Origin of the sequence: Streptomyces sannanensis, from assembly GCF_039536205.1 — a bacterium.
Classification (GTDB): Bacteria; Actinomycetota; Actinomycetes; order Streptomycetales; family Streptomycetaceae; genus Streptomyces; species Streptomyces sannanensis.
Genome location: NZ_BAAAYL010000001.1, coordinates 5,874,509 through 5,897,505 on the forward strand (window position 1 = coordinate 5,874,509; position 22,997 = coordinate 5,897,505).

Genomic DNA, 22,997 nt, shown 5'->3' on the forward strand with positions numbered 1-22,997 from the left:
CGCCCGAAGAGCGCATGGGCATCGCCCCATGAGGCACGGCAATTCGCCCGTACGACCGTCCACTTCCCCTTCTGGAGGACACTCGTGCAACTCCTGCACAGAAGACGGCCCAGAACCCGGAACGCACTCGCACTCCTCGCCGGCGCCCTGCTCACCCTCGGGGTCCTGCCGGCCACGACATCCGCCGCCGAACCCGCACCGGCCACCGCCGGGGCGACGGCGGCCGCCGAGAAGTTCGAGCAGGTCACGCTCGCCAAGGGAGCCGACGAGGTCGGCGAGCCCATGTCGCTGGCCGTGCTCCCCGACCGCAGCGTGCTGCACACCTCGCGCAACGGCGAGCTGCGCATCACCGACAGCGCGGGCAACACGCGCGTCGCCGGCACGATCCCCGTCTACACGCATGACGAGGAAGGCCTCCAGGGCATCGGCGTCGACCCGAAGTTCAACGAGAACCGCTTCATCTACCTCTACTACGCGCCCCCGCTGGACACCCCCGCCGGCGACGCGCCCGACCAGGGCACCGAAGCCGACTTCGCCAAGTTCGACGGCGTCAACCGGCTCTCGCGGTTCGTCCTCCGCCCGGACGGCACCCTCGACAACGCCAGCGAGAAGAAGATCCTCGACGTCCCCGCGACCCGCGGCATCTGCTGCCATGTCGGCGGCGACATCGACTTCGACGCGCAGGGCAATCTGTATCTGTCCACCGGCGACGACTCCAACCCCTTCGCCTCCGACGGCTACACGCCCATCGACGACCGGCCGGGCCGCAATCCCGCGTACGACGCCCGCCGAACCTCGGGCAACACCAATGACCTGCGCGGCAAGATCCTCCGGATCAAGGTGAACGACGACGGCTCGTACTCCGTCCCGGCCGGCAACCTCTTCGCGCCGGGGACCGGGAAGACCCGGCCCGAGATCTATGCCATGGGCTTTCGCAACCCCTTCCGGTTCAGCGTCGACAAGCCCACCGGCATCCTCTACGTCGGTGACTACGGGCCCGACGCGGGCGCGGCCGACCCCAAGCGGGGTCCGGCCGGGCAGGTCGAGTTCGCCCGGGTGACCAAGCCCGGCAACTACGGCTGGCCGTTCTGCACCGGCAACAACGACCCCTACATCGACTACGACTTCGCGACGAAGGTGTCCGGCGACACCTACGACTGTGCCGCGCTCAAGAACGACTCGCCGTACAACACCGGGCTCGTCGACCTGCCGCCCGCGCAGCCGGCCTGGATCCCCTACGACGGCGGATCCGTACCCGAGTTCGGTTCGGGGTCGGAGTCGCCCATGGGCGGACCTGTCTACCGATATGACGCGAATTCGGCTTCCCCGGTGAAGTTCCCGGAATCGTACGACGGCGACTTCTTCGCGGGGGAGTTCGGCCGGCGCTGGATCAAGCGCATCGAGCAGTCGGCGGACGGCGCGGTGCAGTCCATCAATGCCTTCCCCTGGACCGGGACACAGGTGATGGACATGTCGTTCGGACCGGACGGGGCGCTGTACGTGCTCGACTACGGCACCGCCTGGTTCGGAGGCAACGAGGACTCCGCCCTCTACCGCATCGACAACGTCACCAGCGGGCGCTCCCCGGTCGCCGAGGCCTCCGCGGACAAGACCTCCGGCCAGGCCGGACTGCGTGTCCGGTTCTCGTCCAAGGGCACCAAGGACGCGGACGGCGACCCGCTCACGTACTCCTGGGACTTCGGTGACGGCGGCACGTCCACCCTGGCCGACCCCGCCCACACGTACAAGCAGAACGGCACCTACACCGCCACCCTCACCGCCAAGGACCCCTCGGGGCTTACCGGTTCGGCGAGCGTACGCATCGTCGTGGGCAACACCGCTCCCAAGGTGACCCTCCAACTCCCGGGCGACGGCCAGCTGTTCTCCTTCGGCGACGAGATCCCCTTCAAGGTCCGCGTCACGGACCCGGAGGACGGCGACGCCATCGACTGTGCCAAGGTCAAGGTGACGTACGTTCTCGGCCACGACAGCCATGGCCACCCGGTCACTTCCGCCAACGGCTGCACCGGCACCATCAAGACCTCCGCGGACGGCGGCCACGACCCCAACGCCAATATCTTCGGGGTCTTCAACGCCGAGTACACGGACGGCGGAGGCGGCGGCCAGGCCACGCTCTCCGGCCATGACCACGCCGCGCTCCAGCCCAAGCAGCGCCAGGCCGAGCACTACACCACGTCCTCCGGCGTCAATAAGATCGACAAGGCGGCGGCGCACGGCGGCAGGACAGTCGGCGACATCCACAACGGCGACTGGATCGCCTTCACGCCGTACCGCATCGGCGACGCCAAGCTGCTGACCGCGCGCGTCTCCTCGGGCGGTGTCGGCGGCACCCTGGAGGTGCGGGCCGGGGCGCCGGACGGACAGCTCGTCGGCTCCGCGACCGTGCCGGTGACCGGCGGCTGGGAGAAATTCCAGGACGTCGCGGCCGGGATCAGCAAGCCGCCGACCGGGACCACCACCCTCTACCTCGTCTTCAAGGGGCCTGACACCGGGGCGCTCTACGACATCGACGACTTCACCTTCACCACTGGGCCGCGCAACAACGGCTACACCTCCCTCTTCGACGGGAAGACGAAGGACGGCTGGAAGCAGGCCGGGCCCGGCTCCTTCACCGTCGCGGACGGGGCGCTGCACACCGAGGGCGGCATGGGAATGCTCTGGTACGAGAAGGAATTCGCCTCGTACTCGCTGAAGCTCGACTGGAAGGTCGCCGGCGACGACAACTCCGGCGTCTTCGTGGGCTTCCCGGCCTCCGACGACCCCTGGTCCGCGGTGAACAAGGGCTACGAGATCCAGATCGACGCCACGGACGCCCCGGACCGTACGACCGGAGCCGTCTACAGCTTCCAGTCCGCCGACATCAAGGCGCGGGACAAGGCCCTGCGGCCGCCGGGGGAGTGGAATTCGTACGAGATCCGGGTCGAGGGCGAGCGGCTGCGCGTCTACCTCAACGGCACGCTCATCAACGACTTCACCAACAGCGAACCGGTCCGCAGCCTGCGCCAGGGACACATCGGCCTGCAGAACCACGGACCGGGCGACGAGGTCTCCTTCCGCAACATCCGGATCAAGGAGCTTCCCTAGCCGACGGCGGGCGGGGCGAGGCCGGACCCCCGCCCGCCGTCCTTCACCACTCCACCCGGCGAGGAGGCAGCCCCGTGACGACCACCCATCACGTACGCACCGGAGTCTGGTTCGTCGGAGCCCGCGGCTCCGTCGCCACCACGGCCGTCGCGGGGTGCGCGGCCCTCGCCGTGGGCCTCCACCCGGCGACCGGCCTGGTCACCGAGACCGCGCCGTTCGCGGACTGCGGGCTGCCTCCGCTCTCCTCCCTCGTCTTCGGCGGACACGACACCGCCGACTTCCCGCTCCCCAAACGGGCCGAGCAGCTGGCTTCGGGCGGCGTCCTGCCGCACGGACTGCCCTCCGCCGTCGCCGCGGAACTCGCGGCCGCGGACGCCGAGATCCGCGCCGGGGGCCCGCTCCCCGGGGACACCCGTGACGACGAATCCCTCATCGACGCCTTCGCCGCCGACATCTCCGATTTCGTACACCGTCTCGGTCTGGCCCGGGCCGTCGTCGTCAACGTCGCATCGACGGAACCCCTGCCCGGACCGGACGACCCCCGTCTCCCCGCCAGCTCCCTCTACGCCGCCGCCGCGCTCCGGGCCGGCTGCTCGTACGTCAACTTCACCCCCTCCACCGGGCTGCGCACCCCGGCCCTCGAGGCCGCCACCGAGGCCGCCGGACTTCCCCACGCCGGCCGCGACGGCAAGACGGGACAGACACTGCTTCGTTCCGTGCTCGCCCCGATGTTCGTGCAGCGCGCGCTGGACGTACGGGCATGGTCGGGTTCGAACGTCCTGGGGGGCGGCGACGGGGCGGCGCTCGCCGACCCGGCCGCGGCGGCGGCCAAGAACGCCGGCAAGAACCGCGTCCTCGCCGACACCCTGGGCACCGTGCCCGAGGGCGAGGTCCACATCGACGACGTGCCGGCGCTGGGAGACTGGAAGACGGCCTGGGACCACATCGCGTTCGACGGCTTCCTCGGCACGCGCATGGTCCTCCAGACGATCTGGCAGGGCTGCGATTCGGCCCTGGCGGCACCCCTGGTCCTGGACCTTGCCCGGCTCATCGCCCGCGCCCACGAGGCGGGCCTCTCCGGCCCCCTCCCCGAACTCGGCTTCTACTTCAAGGACCCCGACGCGGGACCCGCGTCCCTGGCCGACCAGCACACCGCCCTGCTCGCCTTCGCCGCACGCCTGCGGGGCATACGGTGAGCGCCCTCGCGGCCTGGGCCGAGCTCCTGCGGGTCTCCGCCCTGGTCACCGTGCCCGGCGACGCCCTGGCCGGCGCCGCCTCGGTGGGCCTGCGCCCGAACCGCCGCACCGCGCTCGCCGTCGGCGCCTCGCTCTGCCTGTACGAGGTGGGCATGGCCCTCAACGACTGGGCCGACCGCGACGAGGACGCCCTGGACCGTCCGCACCGTCCGATCCCCTCCGGCCGCATCGCCCCGGGCGCAGCCCTGGCCGCGGCGGGCACCCTGACCGCGGCGGGCCTCACGCTGGCCGCCCGCGCCGGCCGCCCGGCCCTGGCGACGGCAACGGCCCTGGCGGCGACGGTCTGGGCGTACGACCTGCACCTCAAGCACACCGGTCTCGGACCGCCCACCATGGCCGCGGCCCGCGCCCTGGACCTCTTGCTGGGCGCAGCTGCCACCGCGTACCGCGCCCCCGGGGCCGCCACGGGGCCCGCAGGGACTGCCGGGCGGCCCATGCGGCAAGCGCTGCCGCACGCCGCGTTACTCGGTGCGCACACGTATGCGGTCACCACGATCTCGCGCCACGAGGCACACGGCGGCCCATCCGCAGTGCCTCTGGCAGCCCTGGCAGCCACCTCGGCACTCGGGGCGATCGCCGCCCGCACGCGCGCGGCGCGGAACCGGCCGTCTGCCGTCCTCGCCCGCCCGGGCAGGGGCCGGGGGACGCAGTCCCCGTCGGGCCCACGCACCGTCGGCCCTGGGGCGCAGCCCCTCACGTGGCGGAGCTGCATATCGACACTGCCGAGAAGGGGAGGGACCGGGGAACTCCTCCGCCCGCCACCCGCACCGCCGGCCTCGCACAACCCAGCACTCCGCACCGCCCACTGGGCCGCCGAACAGTTCGCCACCCCGGCCGGCATCGCCGCCGCCGCTTACCTGCACACCGCCGCCAAGCCGTACCTCCACGCCGCCCTCAACCCCTCGCCGCCCCTCACCCAGCGCGCCGTGGGCAGCGGGATCAAGGCCATGATCCCGCTCCAGGCGGCCCTGGCCGCCCGCGCCGGGGCGGCCGGAACCGGCGCCGTGCTCCTGGCACTCGCCCCGCTCGCCCGCCGCCTCGCCCGGAAGGTGAGCCCCACATGAACACACCCCGCTACGGCTACGGCACCAACGGCCTCACCGACCTCCGACTCGACGACGCCCTCGTCCTCCTCGCCGACCTCGGCTACGACGGAGTCGGGCTGACCCTCGACCACATGCATCTCGACCCGCTCGCCCCGGACCTTCCCACCCGCACCCGTGCACTCGCCCGCCGGCTGGACCGACTGGGTCTCGGCGTCACCGTCGAGACGGGCGCGCGCTATGTACTCGACCCGCGCCGCAAGCACGGCCCCTCCCTCCTGGACGCCGACCCGGACGCCCGTGCCGCCCGCGTCCGCCTCCTGATCCGCGCCGTAGAGGTCGCCGCGGACCTGGGCGCCCACGCCGTCCACTGCTTCAGCGGCATCACCCCCGAGGCCACCACACCCGACACCGCCTGGAAACGCCTCGCCGAGGCCCTCGCCCCGGTCCTTGCCGCGGCCCGGGCCCACGGCATTCCGCTCGCCGTCGAACCGGAACCGGGCCATCTCCTCGCCACCCTCTCCGACTTCCACCACCTCCGCTCCCTCCTCGGCGATCCCGAACACCTCGGGCTCACCCTCGACATCGGTCACTGCCAGTGCCTGGAGCCGGAGCCGCCCGCCGCGTGCGTGCGCGCGGCGGCGCCCTGGCTGCGGCATGTCCAGATCGAGGACATGCGCCGCGGGGTGCACGAACACCTCCCGTTCGGGGAGGGGGAAATCGACTTCCCGCCCGTACTGCGGGCACTGGCCGACACCGGCTACCAGGGCCTGACCGTCGTCGAACTGCCCCGCCACTCCCACGCGGGACCCGAACTCGCCGAGCGCTCCCTGCGCTTTCTGCGCGCCGCACAAGCTGCTGGAGGTGCCACATGACCACCGCCGACGCACAGATGTCCGCCCTGCACGACCGCCTGACGGCACACCTCCCGGCCGCCGCCCGCGCCTGGCTCGGCCATGCCCTGGCGGAGGCCGAAGCCGGAACCCCTGCCTGGGAGGCGCGCTTCGCCGAAGCCGGCCGCCGATGCGGGTCGGACGACGCCGCGGAGGCGGCCCGCGTCCTGCTCCTCCACACGGCGCGCCCCGACGCGGCCACCACGACCCGGCTCTACACCCGCGGCACCGCCGACGAACGCCGCGCCGTACTGAACGCCCTGCCCCATGTCGCCCTCGCCCCGTATACCGGGGTCGCGCTGCTCGAGGACGCCCTGCGCACCAACGACACCCGGCTGGTCGCCGCGGCCGTCGGCCCGTACGCCGCCACCCACCTGGACCCGCACGGCTGGCGGCACGCCGTCCTCAAGTGCCTGTTCACCGGGGTTCCGGCAGGCGCCGTCGAGGGGCTGGCGCGCCGTGCCCGGGGAGACGCCGAGCTGGCCCGGATGCTCACCGACTACGCGGCCGAACGCACCGCCGCCGACCGCCCCGTCCCCGAAGACCTGCACCGCGTACTGGCCCTGACCGGCGAGGCAGAGGAGTCCTGATGCGCATCTTCGACCCCCACATCCATATGACCTCCCGTACCACCGACGACTACGAGGCGATGTACGCCGCGGGGGTGCGCGCCCTCGTCGAGCCCTCCTTCTGGCTGGGCCAGCCCCGCACGTCGCCCGCCGCCTTCCTCGACTACTTCGACTCCCTCCTCGGCTGGGAGCCCTTCCGGGCCGCCCAGTACGGCATCGCGCACCACTGCACGATCGCCCTCAACCCCAAGGAGGCCAACGATCCCCGCTGCACCCCCGTCCTGGACGAACTGCCCCGCTATCTCGTCAAGGACAACGTCGTCGCCGTCGGCGAGATCGGCTACGACTCCATGACCCCGGCGGAGGACACCGCGCTCGCCGCCCAGCTCCAGCTCGCCGCCGACCACGGCCTGCCGGCCCTCGTCCACACCCCGCACCGGGACAAGCTCGCCGGTCTGCGCCGCACCCTCGACGTGGTCCGTGAATCCGCGCTGCCCCCCGACCGGGTCCTGCTCGACCACCTCAACGAGACGACCGTGAAGGAAGCGGCCGCGAGCGGCTGCTGGCTCGGCTTCTCCATCTATCCCGACACCAAGATGGACGAGGAACGCATGGTCGCCGTCCTCAAGGCGCACGGCACCGAGAAGGTCCTGGTCAACTCGGCCGCGGACTGGGGAAGGAGCGACCCCCTCAAGACCCGCAAGGTCGGCGACGCGATGCTGAGGGCAGGTTTCACCGAGGACGACGTCGACCAGGTGCTGTGGCGCAACCCGGTCGCCTTCTACGGCATCGGCGGCCGACTGCGCCTCGACATCACCGACCCGGGCGCCACCCACGAGGGCAACTCGATCCTCCGCGGCGGGGCATGAGCCATGCGCTTCCGCCACCCGGACGGCTCCACCGTCCATCTCGCGTACTGCACCAATGTGCACCCGGCCGAGACCCTCGACGGTGTACTCGCCCAGCTGCGCGACCACTGCGAGCCGGTCCGCAGACGCCTCGGCCGGGACAGGCTCGGTATCGGCCTCTGGCTGGCCAAGGACGCCGCACGGGCCCTGACCGACGACCCGGCGTCCCTGCGGGGCCTCCGCGCCGAACTCGACCGCCGTGGCCTCGAAGTCGTCACCCTCAACGGCTTCCCGTACGAGGGGTTCGGCGCCGAACAGGTCAAGTACCGCGTGTACAAGCCGGACTGGACCGACCCGGAACGGCTCACGTACACCGCGGACCTGGCCCGGCTGCTGGCCGCGCTGCTCCCCGACGACGCCACCGAGGGCAGCGTCTCCACCCTGCCGCTGGCCTGGCGCACCGGCTATGACGACGCGGCGGCCGTCACCGCCCACGCCGCACTCACCACCCTGGCCGAACGCCTCGACGCGCTGGAGGAACTCACCGGGAAATCCATCCGCGTCGGCCTGGAGCCCGAACCCGGCTGCATCGTCGAGACCGTCGCCGACGCCCTCGGCCCGCTGGCCGCCCTCGCTTCCCCGCGCCTCGGCGTCTGTGTGGACACCTGCCATCTCGCCACCTCCTTCGAAGACCCCGCGACCGCGTTCGCCGCGCTCGCCACCGCCCGTGTCCCCGTCGTCAAGGCACAGCTGTCCGCCGCCCTGCACGCCGAACACCCCCACCTGCCGGAGGTGCGCGAGGCCCTGACGGCGTTCGCCGAGCCCCGTTTCCTCCATCAGACCCGCACCTCCACCGCCGCCGGGCCGCGCGGCACCGACGACCTCGGCGAAGCGCTCTCCGGTGAGACACTGCCCGACGCCTCACCCTGGCGCGCCCACTTCCATGTCCCCCTGCACGCCCCGCCCGCCCCGCCGCTCACCTCCACCCTCGACGTGCTCCGGGAGGCCCTGACCCGTCTCGTCGGCGGACCGGCCCCGCGCACCCGCCACCTCGAGGTCGAGACCTACACCTGGCAGGCCCTCCCGCCCGAGCTGCGCCCCCGCACCAGGGACCAGCTCGCCGACGGCATCGCCGCGGAACTCACCCTCGCCCGTGACCTCCTGACCGACCTCGGCCTCAAGGAACTCCCATGAACCAGTACCGGGCCCGGACCGAGGACCACCCGAAGGACGGGCCCGACAGCCGTCCCGGGCACCCCACCCCGCTGCTCGTCATCGATGTCGTCGGCCTCACCCCCCGGCTCCTCGACCACATGCCCCGCCTCAGGGCACTCGGCGTGTCGGGCTCCCGCGCCCCGCTCGGCACCGTGCTGCCCGCCGTCACCTGCGCCGCCCAGTCCACCTTCCTCACCGGTGCCCTGCCCGCCGAGCACGGCATCGTCGGCAACGGCTGGTACTTCCGCGAACTCGGCGAGGTCCTGCTGTGGCGCCAGCACAACGGACTCGTCTCCGGCGACAAGATCTGGGACGCCGCCCGCAGGGCCCATCCCGGCTACACCGTCGCGAATATCTGCTGGTGGTACGCCATGGGCGCGGACACCGACATCACCGTCACCCCCCGTCCCGTCTACTACGCCGACGGCCGCAAGGAACCCGACTGCTACACCCGGCCGCCCGCCCTCCACGACGAACTCACCGAGAAGTTCGGCACCTTCCCCCTGTTCCACTTCTGGGGCCCGGGCGCCGACATCGTCTCCTCACGCTGGATCGTCGACGCGACCCGCCACATCAACCGCACCCGCCGGCCCGATCTGACTCTCTGCTACCTCCCGCACCTCGACTACGACCTCCAGCGTCACGGCCCCGACGACCCCCGCTCCCACCGGGCCGCCGCCGACCTCGACGCCGTCCTCGCCCCACTCCTCGACGACGCCCGAGCCGAGGGCCGTACCGTCGTCGCGCTGTCCGAGTACGGCATCACCCGCGTGTCCCGTCCCGTCGACATCAACCGCGCCCTGCGCCGCGCCGGCCTGCTGGAGGTCCACACCCAGGACGGCATGGAGTATCTCGACCCCATGGCCTCCCGCGCCTTCGCCGTCGCCGACCACCAGCTCGCCCATGTCTATGTACGCCGTACCGAGGACCTCGCCGCCACCCGCGAAGCCCTCGCCGGCCTCCCCGGCATCGCCGAACTCCTCGACGACGAGGGCAAGAAGAACCACGGGCTCGACCACCCCCGCTCCGGCGAACTCGTCGCCGTGGCCGAGCCCGACGCCTGGTTCACGTACTACTACTGGCTCGACGACGACCGAGCCCCCGACTTCGCGCAGCTCGTCGAGATCCACCGCAAACCCGGCTACGACCCCGTCGAGCTGTTCATGGACCCCCTCGACCCGTACGTACGCCTGAAGGCAGCCGCCGCGCTCGCCCGCAAGAAGCTCGGCATGCGCTACCGCATGGCGGTCGTCCCCCTCGACCCCTCGCCTGTGCGCGGCAGCCACGGCCGCCTCCCCGAGAGCGACGACGAAGGTCCGCTCATCCTGTGCTCCACCCCCCACGCCGTGTCCGGCCGCGTCGCGGCCACCGAAGTGAAGTCCCTGCTTCTGCACCTCGCCGGAATCTCCGGAATCCACTGAAGCAGACGCCACTGACAATCCGGTCCCCGAACCCAGGAGTCCCCCTGTGAAGCACACGTCCACCGACCCCGAACTCGCCCACCGCCTCACCAGACGCTCCATGCTCGGCGTCGCCGCGGGCGCCACCGCCGCCGCCCTCCTCGGCACCACGGCCGCCGCCCCGGCCGCCGCCACCGAACTCCCCGGCCAAGGCCTCGGCCGCCCCGTCCTGCCCCCCGGCCGCCTGGGAATCCAGCTCTACTCCCTCCGCGACAAGGTCGCGACCCTCGGCTTCGCCCAGGTCTTCGCCGAGCTCCAGCGCTACGGCTACGACGAGGTCGAGTACGCCGGCTACACCCAGGGCTCCGCGGGCCCCCTCACCCTCGCCCAGCTCAAGCAGCTGACCCACGACCACGGCCTGCGCGCCATAGGCAGCCACGTCGGCTACTACTCCGACAACCCCACCGCCTACACCTTCGCCCAGAACCTCACCCGGGTCCTCGACGACGCCGAGGCCCTCGGCCTCAAGCACATCGGCACGGCATCGGGACCCTGGCGCTACGGCGCCACCGTCGACGGCTGGAAGCGCTGCGCCGAGGAGTTCAACCGGTTCGGCGCCGAGGCGAAGAAGCGCGGCATGAAGTTCTACCAGCACAACCACTCGGAGGAGTTCTCCTTCGCCACCGACCGCCCCGACGTACGCCTCTACGACGTGCTGCTCGCCGAGACCGACCCCTCCCTCGTCCATCTGGAGATGGACATCTTCTGGGCGTACGTCGGCCAGTACCGCTACTCCAGGCGCGTCGACGGCACCCCCGCCCCCTTCGACCCGCTCGACTACGTCCTCGCCCAGCCCGACCGCTATCCGCTCTTCCACGTCAAGGACGGCACCCGCGACGGCTCCGCCCCTTACGGCTACCAGATGACGGACGTGGGGGACGGGGACATCGACTACCGGCGCTTCATCGCCGAGGTGACCAGGATCAGCGGCGGCCGCCCCGCCCACCACTGGCAGGCCGAGCGCGACAACCCCACCGACTCGCTCTCGTTCGCGCGCCGTTCCGGCGACCACCTCCACTCGCTGCGCGAGAAGGCCGGCTGACCGCCGCACCCACGGCCCATCCCGTGACCGTGCAGGTCCTGACATCGAAGGTCTGCCCCGGGGAGTCGGTGGGCGTCACCGTCACCGAGGTGCCACCCACCGACACCTTCAGGAAGTGGTGGACCTGCGCGTCGTCCGCCGGGACCGGCGCCCCGCCGGTCCCCGCGTACCGGGTGCCGATCGCGACATCGACCCCCTCGCACATCGCGGTACGGGCCGGCAGCGCCGCCGCCTCCGGTGGATGCTGCAGATCCGCGTCCATGACGAGGCACCTGGCATTCCGCCGCCAGCGCCCGGATCTCCTGCACGGTTGCGTTGTCGCTGTCGTCGACGAAGAGGATCTCCGCGCCGAGCGGCGCGACCGCGGACCCGAGCCGACCGAGCAGCAGGGGCACGTTCTCCTGCGTTTCGTGAACCTGTCCGGACAATAACGACCGGATCACCCCAAACGAGGCGCTGCGGGTCACTGACCACGGGAAATGGGGTTCGAGGGCACCTCAAACCCCTGGTAGAGTTATCCATGTCGCCGCGGGGGAAACCCCGAAGCGAAAAACACCTGGTCCGGGTGGCGGAATGGCAGACGCGCTAGCTTGAGGTGCTAGTGCCCTTTATCGGGCGTGGGGGTTCAAGTCCCCCCTCGGACACCAGCTGAGACCCCACTTAACGTGGGGTTTTCTGCTTTTCTGGGCAGCGGCGTGATCAACCACGCAACCAACGGCAGCGAATCCCCAGGTCAGACCAGGGATGACAGGCCGAGTCGGCCCGCTCCGAAGGCGGCTCCGCGCTCCGTCTTTACGTGAGTGCCCGTACCGGGCCATCGTGTAGCCCGGCGAGTGGTGCCGGACGTTCGCAGAGACCTCTACAGGGTTCTCCCCGGCCTCCAGGTCGTTCGTGACCTTGCTGTGGCGTCAGTCGTGGATGCGGAAATCCTCGGGCAGGTGCAGCCGGGTGCGCATGGTGCGCCACCGTGCCGAGACCCTCTCGGGGTCCGGTGGCCCGCCTGCCTCCCCTCGGTACAGCTCGAAGCCGTCGCGGGCGAACACCACGTCGTGATCAACCCCGCCATCCCCGAGCCGCTCCCGCTCCGCGTCCTGCCGCTGCTTCTGCCGCCCGGCCACAGCAATAGCCGTGCACGCGGCGGAACCCCCATCGTGGGTTCTCGGCATGGTCGGTGTCCCGTCCTACTGGGGGCGCAGCTGAGCTTGTTGTATCTCCAGCACGTTGTACAGGCCGATCAGTTCGCGCCCGTACTGCTCCGCCTTTCGCCATCACCCGCCGCCGGCCCGGGTGTCGGTTGTGCTGATGATGCCGCCGTGCCAACGGCTGCTGACCTTCCCTTCCTTCTCTGCTACGGCCGTCAGCGCCGCGGGCTCAGTGGCTTCTTGGAGCGGCACGCGGTCGACCTATAGTTGGCCTCATGAGCCGTTGGAAGGAATTGACCGGAGAGACGTCCGGAGAGGACTACGCCGCACGGTTCGCGGCCCTGGCCCGTAGCGGGAAGGACGTGCACGGTGAGGCGCGGCTCTGCGCAGCTCTCGTTCCTGCCGGAGCGCGGGTGCTGGACGCCGGGTGCGGTACCGGACGGGTCACGATCCGGCTTGCGGAGCTCGGGTACGACTGTGTCGGGGTGGATCTCGATGCGTCGATGCTGGCGGTGGCGCAGAAGCGGGCGCCGGGACTGCCCTGGTTCCAGCTCGATTTGGCCGGGTTCGAGCCGGACCTGCTCGGCATCGCAGCGGACTTCGATCTCGTGGTCGCTGCAGGCAATGTGTTCCCGTTGCTCGCGGCCGGCACCGAGGCCACGGTGGTCAAGCGCCTGGCTGCGGCCCTGCGTCCGGGTGGTCTGATGGTCGCCGGCTTCGGCCTGGACGAAGCCCATCTGCCCGTACCGCTCAGCATCACGCTGTCGGAGTACGACGACTGCTGCACTGCAGCCGGCTTCACCCTCGTTGACCGCTTCGCCACCTGGGACGCCGACCCTTATGACGGCGGCGGCTATGCCGTCAGCGTCCACCGACGGTGAGGATGTGCGGGACGTTTTGATCACCCGCGATCGCCAGGCGGCCAGCAGCTTCTCCGAGCAGTCCGCGAGCAGTTTCCCCGGGGTAACCAGTTCTCGCGAGGAGACGCCGGGAGCATCCCGCGGATCTTGCACCCTGAGGTGCTCGCGCCACGACGACCGTATCGTCGATGGTCGAATCCCCCCTCGGACACCAACTGGTAGCCCACGGGGTGCCGCAGAGTGCTGGTTGAGATTCATCTCAACCAGCACTCTTTGCTTTCCTGGCTCGTAGGTGAGGGCGAGGCCGAGCCGGCGGTAGTCTCCGCCTTGTCCTCGGGCTCGGCCTGCCGTACGACGGAGGCAAGGTCGCTGCTCGAGCGGACGAGCCGGGCGATCTCGTCACGGGCGGCTCGCACCGGGGCACGCAGGGCCGCTGCGCGCACCCGGGCAGTCCGGACCGGACCGGTCCAGGTGGTGCCATCAGGCCGCCCCGCCCAGATACGCCTCGGCGACGCGGGAGTCGGCGGACAGTTCGGTCGCCGTCCCCTCCAGGACCGATTCGCCGTTCTCGATCACGTATGCACGGTGCGCGATCTTCAGTGCCGCCTTGGCGTTCTGTTCGACCAGGAGCACGGCGGTGCCGCTGAGGTTGATGTCCTTGATCACCTCCATCACGGCTGCGACCATGAGCGGGGCCAGCCCCATCGACGGTTCGTCCAGCATCAGCAGCCGGGGGCGGGCGACCAGGGCCCTGCCCATGGCGAGCATCTGCTGCTCACCGCCGGACAGCGTCCCGCCCTGCTGGGTCCGTCGTTCGGCCAGCCGGGGCAGCAGTTCGTACACCTCGTCGACCCGCCGGGTCAGTTCGGCGCCGTCGCGCACCAGATACCCGCCGATCAGCAGGTTCTCGTGCACGGTCAGTGTGCTGAAGATCCGTCGTCCCTCGGGGACGTGCACCACCCCGCGGGCGACGATCTTCGGCGGAGCCGTCTTCGTGATGTCCTCACCCTCGTGCACGATTCGGCCCGCGGCCGGCTTGACCAGTCCGGACACCGCGGACAGTGTCGTGGTCTTGCCGGCGCCGTTGTTGCCGAGCAGGGCGACGGTCTCCCCTTCGCACACGGTGAGGCCCAGACCCCGAAGCGCCTGCACTCCTCCGTAGTCGACATGGAGGTCGCGGATCTCAAGCATGCTGCGTTCCTTCCCCCGCGAGTTCCGTACGAGCGGCATGGACCTCGTCGTCGTCGGTGTCACGGCCGAGGTAGGCCTCGATGACCGCAGGGTTCCGTCGCACGTCGTCCGGTCGACCGTCCGCGATCTCCTTGCCGAAGTTCAGGACGACCACCCTCTCCGACACCTCCATGACCAGGCCCATGTCGTGCTCGATCAGCGCGATCGCCACGCCCAGTTCCCGGATCCGGCGGATCAGGGTGAGCAGTTCGGCCTTCTCGCCGTGATTGAGCCCCGCGGCCGGCTCGTCGAGCAGCAGCAGCTTCGGCCGCCGGGCCAGGGCGCGGGCGATCTCCACGCGGCGCTGCTCGCCGTACGGCAGGTTGCGTACGAGACCGGCACGGTCGCCGCGCAGCTCGACGAAGTCGAGCCACTTGTGGGCCTCGTCGGTGGCCTCGCGCTCGCTGCGGCGGTAGCGGGGGGTGTGCAGCAGCGCGTCGACGGCTCGCTGCTTCAGCCAGAGGTGGGTGCCCGCCCTTACGTTGTCCAGCACGGACAGTTCGCCGAACAGCCTCAGGTTCTGGAAGGTACGGGCGAGGCCGCGGGCGGCGATCGCCGACGGGCGTCGGCCCGTCACGTCCTCCCCGGCCAGCCGGACCGTACCCCCGGTCGGCTGGTAGAAGCCGCTGACGCAGTTGAACGCGGATGTCTTTCCCGCACCGTTGGGGCCGATGACCGAGACGATCTCACCCACGCCGACGGAGAAGCTGAGGCAGTCGACGGCGCGGACTCCACCGAAGGCCAGGCGCAGATCCTTGACTTCGAGAATCATTCGTCCTCCTTCGCCGCCAGAGCGGCCGCGGGCGCGGGTGCGCCGGGCGTGCTGCGGGCCGCCGTGTCGTCTGGCTCACGCCCGTGCTGCGGCCACAGGCCCTGGGGGCGGAGCAGCATGACGACGATGAGCAGCACGCCGAACACGAAGAACCGGTAGTCGGCCAGGTCCCGCAGCAGCTCGGGGAGCAGGCTGATGAAGACGGCGCCGACCACGACACCGCGGGTGGAGCCCATGCCGCCGAGCACGACCGCCATCAGGACGAGGGCGGACTGCAGGAACGTGAAGCTGGCCGGGGAGACCGCCGAGAGCTGGGCGGCGAACAGCACCCCCGAGAGCCCTCCCCAGACCGCGCCCGCGACATAGGCGGCCAGCTTGACCCGGTACGTATTGATTCCGCTGGCTTCGGCCGCGTCCTCGTCCTCCCTGACGAACCGCCAGGCGCGCCCGATACGGGAGCGGCCGAGCCGGGCGGCGAACAGCACCGCGACCGAGACGATCACCACGGTGGTGTAGTAGAAGGTGACCGGATCCGAGAGCGTGTCGCCGAGCAGCCCCGGTATGCCGTAGATCCCCGAAGGGCCGCCGGTGATGTCCAGGTTGTTGGCGACGATCCGGATGATCTCCCCGAAGCCGAGGGTGACGATCGCCAGATAGTCGCTGCGCAGCCGTAGCGTCGGGCCTCCGATCACCACTCCGGCCACCACCGTCACCAGAACGACGACCGGCACGGTGGCCAGGAGCGGAACCTCCATCCGCGTGGCGAGTATCCCGCCGGTGTACGCGCCGACGGCGAGGAAGGCGGCGAAGCCCAGGTCGAGCAGGCCGCAGTAGCCGACGACGATGTTCAGACCGACGGCGAGCATCACGAAGACGGCCGCGCTGGTCATCACGTTCAGGGCGTACGGGGTGGCAGTCACGAACGGGGCCAGCAGGCCGATCGCGAGCCCGCCCCAGCCGAGCCTCCGGTTCTCCAGCAGCCGTGTGACGACCGAGGGTCCGCGCCCCCTGACCGGCTTGACCGGTGGGTTCTGGTTCTGGACGGCCGTCATCACACGCGCTCCGTCACACGCTCGCCGAGCAGGCCGGTGGGCCGCACGGTCAGGAAGAGGATGAGGAAACCGAAGGCGAACACGTCGCGCCATTCGCCGCCGAACCAATCGGTGCTGAAGGACTCCAGCAGACCGAGGACGATGCCGCCGAGCATGGTGCCCTTCATGTTGCCGATGCCGCCGATGACCGCAGCGGTGAACGCCTTGAGCCCGATGATGAAGCCCATCAGGAAGTCGATCTTCCCGTAGTACGCGCCCGCCATGACTCCGGCCGCTCCGGCCAGGGCCGAACCGATGAAGAACGTACGGGAGATGACCGCGTCGACGTCGATGCCCATCATCAGACAGGCCTTCGGGTCCAGCGCGATGGCGCGCATCGCCCGGCCCTGGCGGCTGCGCATGACGAGGGCGTTGAGCGCCACCATCAGACCGACGGCGACCACCATGAGCACGAGCTGCTGAACGGTGATCTTGGCGCCGAGCACCGACAGGCCAGTACCGTCGAGGCGTACCGGATAGACCTGCGGGTTGGGTCCCGCGAAGATGCGGACCCCGTACTCCAGCGCGAACGACGCGCCCACCGCGGTGATGAGCAGCGACAGCCGCGGCGCACTGCGCAGCGGCCGGTAGGCGACCCGCTCCAGAGCGACGCCGCTCAGGCCGGTCACCAGCATCGTCAGCACGAGCACCACGAACAGGGCGATCAGCGAACCGCCAGGGATCTCGCCGAACGTGCCGAGCAGCGCGAATCCCGAGAACGCTCCGAGCATGTAGAGGTCGCCGTGGGCGAAGTTGAGCAGCTTGATGACCCCGTAGACCATGCTGTAGCCGAGGGCGACCAGTGCGTAGAACGAGCCGACGAACAGCCCGTTCCAGATGAGCTGTGCCATGCGAACCCCTCCGGGTTACTTGAGGGAGTCCTGCAAGGCGAACTTGCCGTTCTTGACGGTGAGGATCACGAATCCGCCGTTGCTCAGCGTGTGGTCGGCGGTGAACTTGAGCGGACCGGAGAAGATCTGGAAGCCGTTCAGGCCCTCGAGGGCCTTGGTGATCTTGTCACCGTCGGTGCTGCCGGCCTTCTTGATGGCCTCGGCGGCGACCCGTACGGCGTCGTAGGACTGGGTGGAGTACGGGCCGGGTTCGGAGCCGAACTTCGCCTTGTAGGCGGCGATCCAGCTCTCGGCGCCCGGAGTGGTGTCGGGGGTCTGGGTCATGGTCGCGTGGACGCCCTCGCCGTTCGCGTCGCCCGCGATCTGGACGAGCTTCGCATCGACCGAGCCGTCACCGACGAGGAACTTGCCCTTGTAGCCCGCCTGGCGGAACTGACGGATCAGCAGACCGCCCTCCTGGTAGTACCCGGTCCAGTAGACGTAGTCGGGATTCGACTTCAGCACGCTGGTGACGTTCGGGCTGTAGTCGCTCTCACCGGGGTTGACCGAGTCCTGGGCGGCCTTGGCCGGAGCACCTCCGCTGCCCAGCTTGGCGGCGGTGAGATCGGCGATGTCCTTGGAGTAACTGGTGTTGTCGTCCATGACGGCGACCTTCTTGGCCCCGTCCTTGGTCAGCCACTGGACCGCCGCGGCCGCCTGCTGGCTGCCCGTGCCGTTGATGAGGAAGACATGGTCGAGGCGCTGCTCGACCAGCTCGTTGGAGTTGGCCGCCGGAATGATCATGGGGATCTTCTGCCTGCCGAAGACCGGCAGGGTGGGCAGCGTGGCGCCGGAACAGTAGCCGCCGACCGAGACGGCCGCACCTGCCGCGACCAGCTTGTTGGCCGCCGCGACCGCGGTCTTCGGATCGCAGGCGTCGTCCTCGACCTGCAGCTTCAGCTTCCTGCCGAGCACGCCGCCCTTGGCGTTGATCTCGTCGATCGCAAGCTGCGCCCCGTTCTTCATGTACGGACCGATGTCCGCGCTGCTGCCGGACAGCGGGATGTCCATCCCGAGCACGATCGGGCCATTGTCCTTGCCCGCTGAGCCGCTGCCCAGTCCGTTGCAGCCGGTGGCGGCCAGAGCAGTGACTGCGAGCACCGAGGTCAGCGCCATGGCCCTGGATCTCGTGCGGGTGGTGGAGAGCGGAACGGGGATGGCGGATCTCGTCATGGGGCGCTCCTGCTGGGCCTTGTGAAGGGTGGGCGGAGTACGTGATCACGGGGCACTTGTGCTGTGTGATATTGCATAGGCGGGCGTGATGCGTGATATTGCACTGCTCGCCAGTGGCGGGTCAATACCCGAACGCGACCGTGATCTCGGTTGTGTGAGGGCCGCCACGGACGCTTCTTGCGGCTCTGCGTCCAAGGGCATCGAGCTGCTGGTGTCGCGGCACGAGGTTGCGGTGCTGCGCCGCGCGTCCCCGAGGCCGCGCCTCACCTGGGGCGACCGCGTCCATCTCGCCGCGCTGATCCGAAAGTTGACCTGCATCCAGGGCCGCGAGCAGCGGGCCCTGCCGAGCTGTCGGCGGGCGGGGTGATCAGGGTTGCGACCGTCGGCCGCTTGGGAATTGAGGCGGCTGATCCAATGTGGCGCATGGTCATATAAGTTGCCGTGCTTCGCGGGATTCATATGCCCCACCGGGGTGAACAATGCGGGCGCGCGGTCCGGGAACGTTCGTGTCCCGAATGGTCCTGCCGAGGATGAGCGTCGGCGGGACATGCCGGTCTCCGCCGTCACACACTTCCCGTATCGAGGTGGAGAGATGTCCAGCATGCGCAGACCCGTGAGTGGCTGTCGGCAGCCGGGGCGTCGGCAGTCACGGTCTTTGGCTTCGTTGCTGACGGGCTGTCTGCTGTTCTGGGCGGGCGGTACGTTGCCGCTGCTCGGTGCCGCGCCTGCCCACGCCGACGAGACGACGATCTCGGTCGATACTCTCCGTACCGGCTGGGATGCGAACGAGCCCGGTCTGGCGCCCGGTCAGGTGTCCAGCTCCGACTTCGGGCAGCAGTTCTCCACCACCGTGGACGGCCAGGTCTACGCCCAGCCGCTGGTGGCCGGGAAGACGGTCGTCGCGGCCACCGAGAACGCGAAGGTCTACGGGCTGGACTCGGCCACCGGGAAGATCAACTGGTCGGTGGACCTCGGTGCGCCGTGGCCGGCCTCGGCGATCGGCTGCGGGGACCTGACACCGAACATCGGGGTGACCGCGACTCCCGTGTACGACCCGGCCACCAAGACCGTCTACCTCACCTCGAAGATCAACGACGGTCCCGACACCAAGCACCCCAACTGGTACGTCCACGCGCTGGACGTGACCACTGGTGCCGAGCGCAGCGGCTGGCCGGTGAAGGTGCAGGGCGCGCCGGTGAACGACCCCGGCCACCCGTTCAACGCGTTCACCGCCGGCCAGCGCCCGGGCCTGCTGCTGATGGGCGGATCGGTCTACGCGGCCTTCGCCTCGCACTGCGACATCGGCCCCTACGTCGGCTATGTGCTGGGCGTCAACACCACGACCCGCAGCACCACCCTGTGGGCCACCGAGGACTCCTCCGCCAACGGCAAGGCCGGCATCTGGATGAGCGGCGGCGGCCTGGTCTCCGACGGACCGGGCCGGATCCTGCTCTCCACAGGGAACGGCACCACCCCCGCACCCGGCCCCGGCTCGCAACCGCCGGGCCAGCTGTCCGAGTCGGTGGTCCGACTGGGCGTCAACAGCGACGGCACCATGTCCGCCCAGGACTTCTTCAGCCCCAGCAACGCCTCGACCCTCGACCAGAACGACACCGACTTCGGCTCGGGAGCCCCGGTGGCCCTGCCCGGCCCGGTCTTCGGCACGGCCCAGCACCCCCACCTTCTGGTACAGGCCGGCAAGGACGGCCGGCTCTTCCTCCTCGACCGGGACAACCTCGGCGGCCGCAGCCAGGGGCCCGGTGGTACCGATGCGGTGCTCGGCACCTTCGGTCCGTACGAGGGTCTCTGGGGACACCCGGCCGCGTACGGCGGCGAGGGCGGCTATGTGTACCTGATCGGCAGCGGCGGTCCGCTGCGGGCCTTCGCCTACGGCGTCACCGGCACGGGCCTGCCCTCGCTGACCAGTACCGGCGCGAGCGCCGGCAGATTCGGCTACACCTCGGGTTCGCCCGTGGTGACCTCCACCGGCACCACACCGGGCTCCGCCCTCGTCTGGGCGGTCTACTCCGACGGCTCCAACGGCGCCAACGGCCAGCTGCGCGCATACGACGCCGTACCGGTGAACGGAACGCTGAAACTGCGCTGGTCCGCCCCGATCGGCACCGCGTCCAAGTTCTCCGTGCCCGCCACCGACGGCGGACGTGTCTACGTCGGCACCCGGGACGGCCATGTGCTCGCCTTCGGCCGCCCGTCCAACGCCGCGCTGATCGGCAACCCGGTGGACTTCGGCAAGGTACCCGTGGGCAGCACCGGCACGGCCACGGCCAAGGTCACCGCAACCCGTGATGTGACGATCACGGCGGTGCGTACGCCGGCCGGCAGCAAGTTCTCCGCCGCGCCCACCGGTCTGCCGGTCACCCTGCACACAGGAGACACCTATTCGGTGCCGGTCTCGTTCTCACCGACCACGAGCGGGGCGGACAGCTCCGTGCTGACCCTCACCACCGATCTCGGCGCGATCGGCCTCGGCCTGACCGGCTACGGCACCCAGGCAGGCCTCACCCCCGTCCCGTCCACGCTGGCCTTCGGCACGGTGGCCACCGGAACGACCAAGACCCTGGGAGTGGGCTTCACGAACACCGGCACCACGGCCGAGACCATCTCGGCCGTCAGCCCCCCGAACGCCCCCTTCAGCGCCACCGGCCTGCCTGCCAACGGCACCGTCGTCCAGCCCCAGCAGTCCGTCACCGTCCAGGTGACGTACACCCCCACGGCCGCCGGTGACAACTCCGGGACGCTCTCGGTCACCGGGCAGCACGGCACCGCGACCGTGAGCCTGACCGGTACGGCGGTGGCCGGCAAGGCACATCTGACGGTCACTCCCACCTCCACCGACTTCGGGGAAGTGCCGGTCGGGCAGTCGGTCACCAAGACCTTCGACATCAGCAACACGGGCAACATCCCACTCACCATCACCAAGGCGGCACCGCCCGCCGCCCCGTTCCAGGTGAGCAATCCGCTGAGCGAAGGGCAGGTCATCGGCCCGGACGACGTGGTGCACCAGGCGGTCACCTTCTCCCCGACCTCCATCGGTACGGCCTCCGGCACGTACCAGCTCACCTCCGACGACGGCCGGGGGCCGCAGAACGAAACACTCACCGGCACCGGGACCGGATCCGGGCCCGCCGGAGTCAGCATCCCGGCGCCCGGGGCGGGCGGCTGGAAGCTCAACGGATCCGCGCGGCTCTCCGGCAACGACCTCCAGCTCACCCAGACCGGCGCATGGCAGGCGGGCTCCGCCGTCTTCCCCGTCCCCGTGCTCACCGACGGCCTTGAGGCGAAGTTCAGTACCGTCATCGGCGGCGGCACCGGCGCCGACGGCCTCACTTTCAGCCTGCTCGACCCGGCCAGGGCCACCCCGAGCGCGTTGGGCGCCAACGGCGGGGGCCTCGGCTGGTCGGGACAGGCGGGCGTGGCGATCACCTTCGACACCTACCGCAACGCCAACGACCCGTCGTCGAACTTCGTCGGCATCGCCACCGCGGGAAGCGGTTCCGCCCTCACCTACGCGGCGACCACCACCGCCGTGCCCAATCTGCGCTCGGGCGTCCATGCCGTCTCCGTTTCCGTCTCCGGGACCACCCTCACGGTCTCCATGGACGGCACCCGGCTGCTGCGGACCACGGTGCCCTCGCTGAGCCCGACAGCCCTGCTGGCCTTCACCGGCGCCAACGGCCAGGTGACCGACATCCACACGGCTCGGGATGTGGCGATCACCGCGACGTCGTACGCCGTACCGCCGCCCGGGCCCAACGGCTGGACGCTCAACGGCTCCGCCGTACTGTCCGGCACCGACCTGGTCCTCACCAAGACCGTCCCGTACACCGCCGGCTCCGCCATCCAGGGCACCGCCGTACCGTCGGCGCACCTGCGGGCGAGCTTCACCGCAGCGATCGGCGGCGGCAGTGGCGCCGACGGCATGGCCCTGCTGCTGCTCGACCCGTCCAAGGCGACCCCCACCGCGCTGGGCGCGAACGGCGGAGGCCTCGGCTACTCGGGGCTGCCGGGCATCGCCGTCACTCTGGACACCGTCCGCAACGGCAAGGACCCCTCGTCCAACTTCGTCGGAGTGGCCACCAGCGGCAGCGGCTCCACACTGCAGTACGTGGCCACCTCGACCGCCGTTCCCCCCTTGCGGACCGGCACCCATACGGTCGACGTGACGGTGACGACCGCCGGGCACCTGCTGGTCCGCATCGACGGCACGCCGGTCATCGACGCCGCGGTCACCCTGCCGCAGAACGTACTGGTCGGGTTCAGCGGCGCCACCGGCGGATGGACGGACAACCACACGGTCAGCGGCGTCAAGATCGCTTACTGAGGGCTTGGCCGGGGTTGCTGCGCTCCAACCCCGGCCTCTGCGCCGTCGGCGCCGGCATCGGAGGCC

19 protein-coding genes and 1 tRNA gene are annotated in these 22,997 nt (G+C 70.5%); 14 read left to right on the plus strand and 6 right to left on the minus strand.

From position 1 onward, the window contains the following. Positions 1–93: 93 nt before the first annotated feature. The 11 genes from ABD858_RS27475 (at position 94) to ABD858_RS27525 (ending at position 12,078) form a co-directional block, all read left to right on the plus strand. Entirely contained in the window at positions 94–3,105 is a 3,012-nt protein-coding gene (locus tag ABD858_RS27475) for a 3-keto-alpha-glucoside-1,2-lyase-like domain-containing protein (protein WP_345044936.1), read from the plus strand. Positions 3,106–3,179: 74 nt separating this feature from the next. Next, positions 3,180–4,301: an inositol-3-phosphate synthase gene (locus ABD858_RS27480; protein ID WP_345042389.1), complete on the plus strand. Its 1,122-nt coding sequence runs from the start codon at positions 3,180–3,182 to the stop codon at positions 4,299–4,301. Next, a complete protein-coding gene (locus tag ABD858_RS27485; protein WP_345042391.1) occupies positions 4,298–5,425 on the plus strand; it encodes an SCO3242 family prenyltransferase in 1,128 nt (375 codons plus the stop codon). The genes ABD858_RS27480 and ABD858_RS27485 overlap by 4 nt, the downstream gene beginning before the upstream one ends. Then, complete coding sequence (locus ABD858_RS27490) at positions 5,422–6,279, plus strand: sugar phosphate isomerase/epimerase family protein (RefSeq protein ID WP_345042393.1); 858 nt, start codon at positions 5,422–5,424, stop codon at positions 6,277–6,279. The genes ABD858_RS27485 and ABD858_RS27490 overlap by 4 nt, the downstream gene beginning before the upstream one ends. Further along, on the plus strand, positions 6,276–6,887 hold the full coding sequence (locus ABD858_RS27495; protein WP_425586263.1) for an EboA domain-containing protein: 612 nt from the start codon (positions 6,276–6,278) through the stop codon (positions 6,885–6,887). Before ABD858_RS27490 ends, ABD858_RS27495 begins: the two co-directional genes overlap by 4 nt. Then, positions 6,887–7,735 (plus strand): TatD family hydrolase, encoded by an 849-nt coding sequence (locus ABD858_RS27500; protein WP_345042395.1) that lies wholly within the window; start codon positions 6,887–6,889, stop codon positions 7,733–7,735. The genes ABD858_RS27495 and ABD858_RS27500 overlap by 1 nt, the downstream gene beginning before the upstream one ends. A gap of 3 nt (positions 7,736–7,738) precedes the next feature. After that, a complete protein-coding gene (gene eboE, locus ABD858_RS27505; RefSeq protein ID WP_345042398.1) occupies positions 7,739–8,908 on the plus strand; it encodes a metabolite traffic protein EboE in 1,170 nt (389 codons plus the stop codon). Then, entirely contained in the window at positions 8,905–10,350 is a 1,446-nt protein-coding gene (locus ABD858_RS27510) for an alkaline phosphatase family protein (RefSeq protein WP_345042400.1), read from the plus strand. Before eboE ends, ABD858_RS27510 begins: the two co-directional genes overlap by 4 nt. Before the next feature lie 100 nt (positions 10,351–10,450). Then, entirely contained in the window at positions 10,451–11,431 is a 981-nt protein-coding gene (locus tag ABD858_RS27515) for a sugar phosphate isomerase/epimerase family protein (protein WP_345044940.1), read from the plus strand. Positions 11,432–11,454: 23 nt separating this feature from the next. Then, on the plus strand, positions 11,455–11,862 hold the full coding sequence (locus ABD858_RS27520; RefSeq protein WP_345042403.1) for a hypothetical protein: 408 nt from the start codon (positions 11,455–11,457) through the stop codon (positions 11,860–11,862). Positions 11,863–11,990: 128 nt separating this feature from the next. Beyond that, positions 11,991–12,078 (plus strand) — tRNA-Leu (locus ABD858_RS27525). 261 nt (positions 12,079–12,339) lie between these two features. Here the strand turns inward: ABD858_RS27525 and ABD858_RS27530 are convergent. Next, positions 12,340–12,597, minus strand: a complete 258-nt coding sequence (locus ABD858_RS27530; protein ID WP_345042406.1) for a hypothetical protein — start codon at positions 12,595–12,597, stop codon at positions 12,340–12,342. 251 nt (positions 12,598–12,848) lie between these two features. Between ABD858_RS27530 and ABD858_RS27535 the strand changes: the two genes are divergently transcribed. Beyond that, positions 12,849–13,454, plus strand: a complete 606-nt coding sequence (locus ABD858_RS27535; RefSeq protein WP_345042408.1) for a class I SAM-dependent DNA methyltransferase — start codon at positions 12,849–12,851, stop codon at positions 13,452–13,454. Positions 13,455–13,913: 459 nt separating this feature from the next. On the opposite strand, the gene ABD858_RS27540 is transcribed toward ABD858_RS27535, so the two are convergent. Genes ABD858_RS27540 through ABD858_RS27560 form a run of 5 tightly spaced genes read right to left on the minus strand, consistent with a single transcriptional unit; the run spans position 13,914 to position 18,589 of the window. Further along, positions 13,914–14,624, minus strand: coding sequence for an ABC transporter ATP-binding protein (locus ABD858_RS27540; protein WP_345042410.1), 711 nt, complete (start codon positions 14,622–14,624; stop codon positions 13,914–13,916). Then, positions 14,617–15,435, minus strand: coding sequence for an ABC transporter ATP-binding protein (locus ABD858_RS27545; RefSeq protein ID WP_345042412.1), 819 nt, complete (start codon positions 15,433–15,435; stop codon positions 14,617–14,619). The genes ABD858_RS27540 and ABD858_RS27545 overlap by 8 nt, the downstream gene beginning before the upstream one ends. Next, the gene (locus ABD858_RS27550) at positions 15,432–16,487 is read right to left on the minus strand and encodes a branched-chain amino acid ABC transporter permease (protein ID WP_345042414.1); all 1,056 of its coding nucleotides are present in this window, start codon (positions 16,485–16,487) and stop codon (positions 15,432–15,434) included. The genes ABD858_RS27545 and ABD858_RS27550 overlap by 4 nt, the downstream gene beginning before the upstream one ends. Then, positions 16,487–17,377: a branched-chain amino acid ABC transporter permease gene (locus ABD858_RS27555; protein ID WP_345042416.1), complete on the minus strand. Its 891-nt coding sequence runs from the start codon at positions 17,375–17,377 to the stop codon at positions 16,487–16,489. Before ABD858_RS27555 ends, ABD858_RS27550 begins: the two co-directional genes overlap by 1 nt. Positions 17,378–17,392: 15 nt before the next feature. Continuing rightward, the gene (locus ABD858_RS27560) at positions 17,393–18,589 is read right to left on the minus strand and encodes a branched-chain amino acid ABC transporter substrate-binding protein (RefSeq protein WP_345042418.1); all 1,197 of its coding nucleotides are present in this window, start codon (positions 18,587–18,589) and stop codon (positions 17,393–17,395) included. A gap of 88 nt (positions 18,590–18,677) precedes the next feature. On the opposite strand from ABD858_RS27560, the gene ABD858_RS27565 reads away from it, so the two are divergent. Together ABD858_RS27565 and ABD858_RS27570 are read left to right on the plus strand one after the other, a co-directional pair. Next, the gene (locus tag ABD858_RS27565; protein WP_345042420.1) at positions 18,678–18,956 is read left to right on the plus strand and encodes a hypothetical protein; all 279 of its coding nucleotides are present in this window, start codon (positions 18,678–18,680) and stop codon (positions 18,954–18,956) included. A gap of 288 nt (positions 18,957–19,244) precedes the next feature. Next, positions 19,245–22,931, plus strand: a complete 3,687-nt coding sequence (locus ABD858_RS27570) for an Ig-like domain-containing protein (protein WP_345042423.1) — start codon at positions 19,245–19,247, stop codon at positions 22,929–22,931. Positions 22,932–22,997: the final 66 nt, after the last annotated feature.

Excerpts from the sequence above, each read along its gene's own strand:
- ABD858_RS27490 (WP_345042393.1), top strand. The coding sequence starts at position 5,422 with ATGAACACACCCCGCTACGGCTACGGCACCAACGGCCTCACCGACCTC.
- ABD858_RS27495 (WP_425586263.1), top strand. The coding sequence starts at position 6,276 with ATGACCACCGCCGACGCACAGATGTCCGCCCTGCACGACCGCCTGACG.
- ABD858_RS27500 (WP_345042395.1), top strand. The coding sequence starts at position 6,887 with ATGCGCATCTTCGACCCCCACATCCATATGACCTCCCGTACCACCGAC.
- eboE (WP_345042398.1), top strand. The coding sequence starts at position 7,739 with ATGCGCTTCCGCCACCCGGACGGCTCCACCGTCCATCTCGCGTACTGC.
- ABD858_RS27510 (WP_345042400.1), top strand. The coding sequence starts at position 8,905 with ATGAACCAGTACCGGGCCCGGACCGAGGACCACCCGAAGGACGGGCCC.
- ABD858_RS27515 (WP_345044940.1), top strand. The coding sequence starts at position 10,451 with ATGCTCGGCGTCGCCGCGGGCGCCACCGCCGCCGCCCTCCTCGGCACC.
- ABD858_RS27530 (WP_345042406.1), bottom strand. The coding sequence starts at position 12,597 with ATGCCGAGAACCCACGATGGGGGTTCCGCCGCGTGCACGGCTATTGCT.
- ABD858_RS27535 (WP_345042408.1), top strand. The coding sequence starts at position 12,849 with ATGAGCCGTTGGAAGGAATTGACCGGAGAGACGTCCGGAGAGGACTAC.
- ABD858_RS27540 (WP_345042410.1), bottom strand. The coding sequence starts at position 14,624 with ATGCTTGAGATCCGCGACCTCCATGTCGACTACGGAGGAGTGCAGGCG.
- ABD858_RS27545 (WP_345042412.1), bottom strand. The coding sequence starts at position 15,435 with ATGATTCTCGAAGTCAAGGATCTGCGCCTGGCCTTCGGTGGAGTCCGC.
- ABD858_RS27550 (WP_345042414.1), bottom strand. The coding sequence starts at position 16,487 with ATGACGGCCGTCCAGAACCAGAACCCACCGGTCAAGCCGGTCAGGGGG.
- ABD858_RS27555 (WP_345042416.1), bottom strand. The coding sequence starts at position 17,377 with ATGGCACAGCTCATCTGGAACGGGCTGTTCGTCGGCTCGTTCTACGCA.
- ABD858_RS27560 (WP_345042418.1), bottom strand. The coding sequence starts at position 18,589 with ATGACGAGATCCGCCATCCCCGTTCCGCTCTCCACCACCCGCACGAGA.
- ABD858_RS27565 (WP_345042420.1), top strand. The coding sequence starts at position 18,678 with ATGCGTGATATTGCACTGCTCGCCAGTGGCGGGTCAATACCCGAACGC.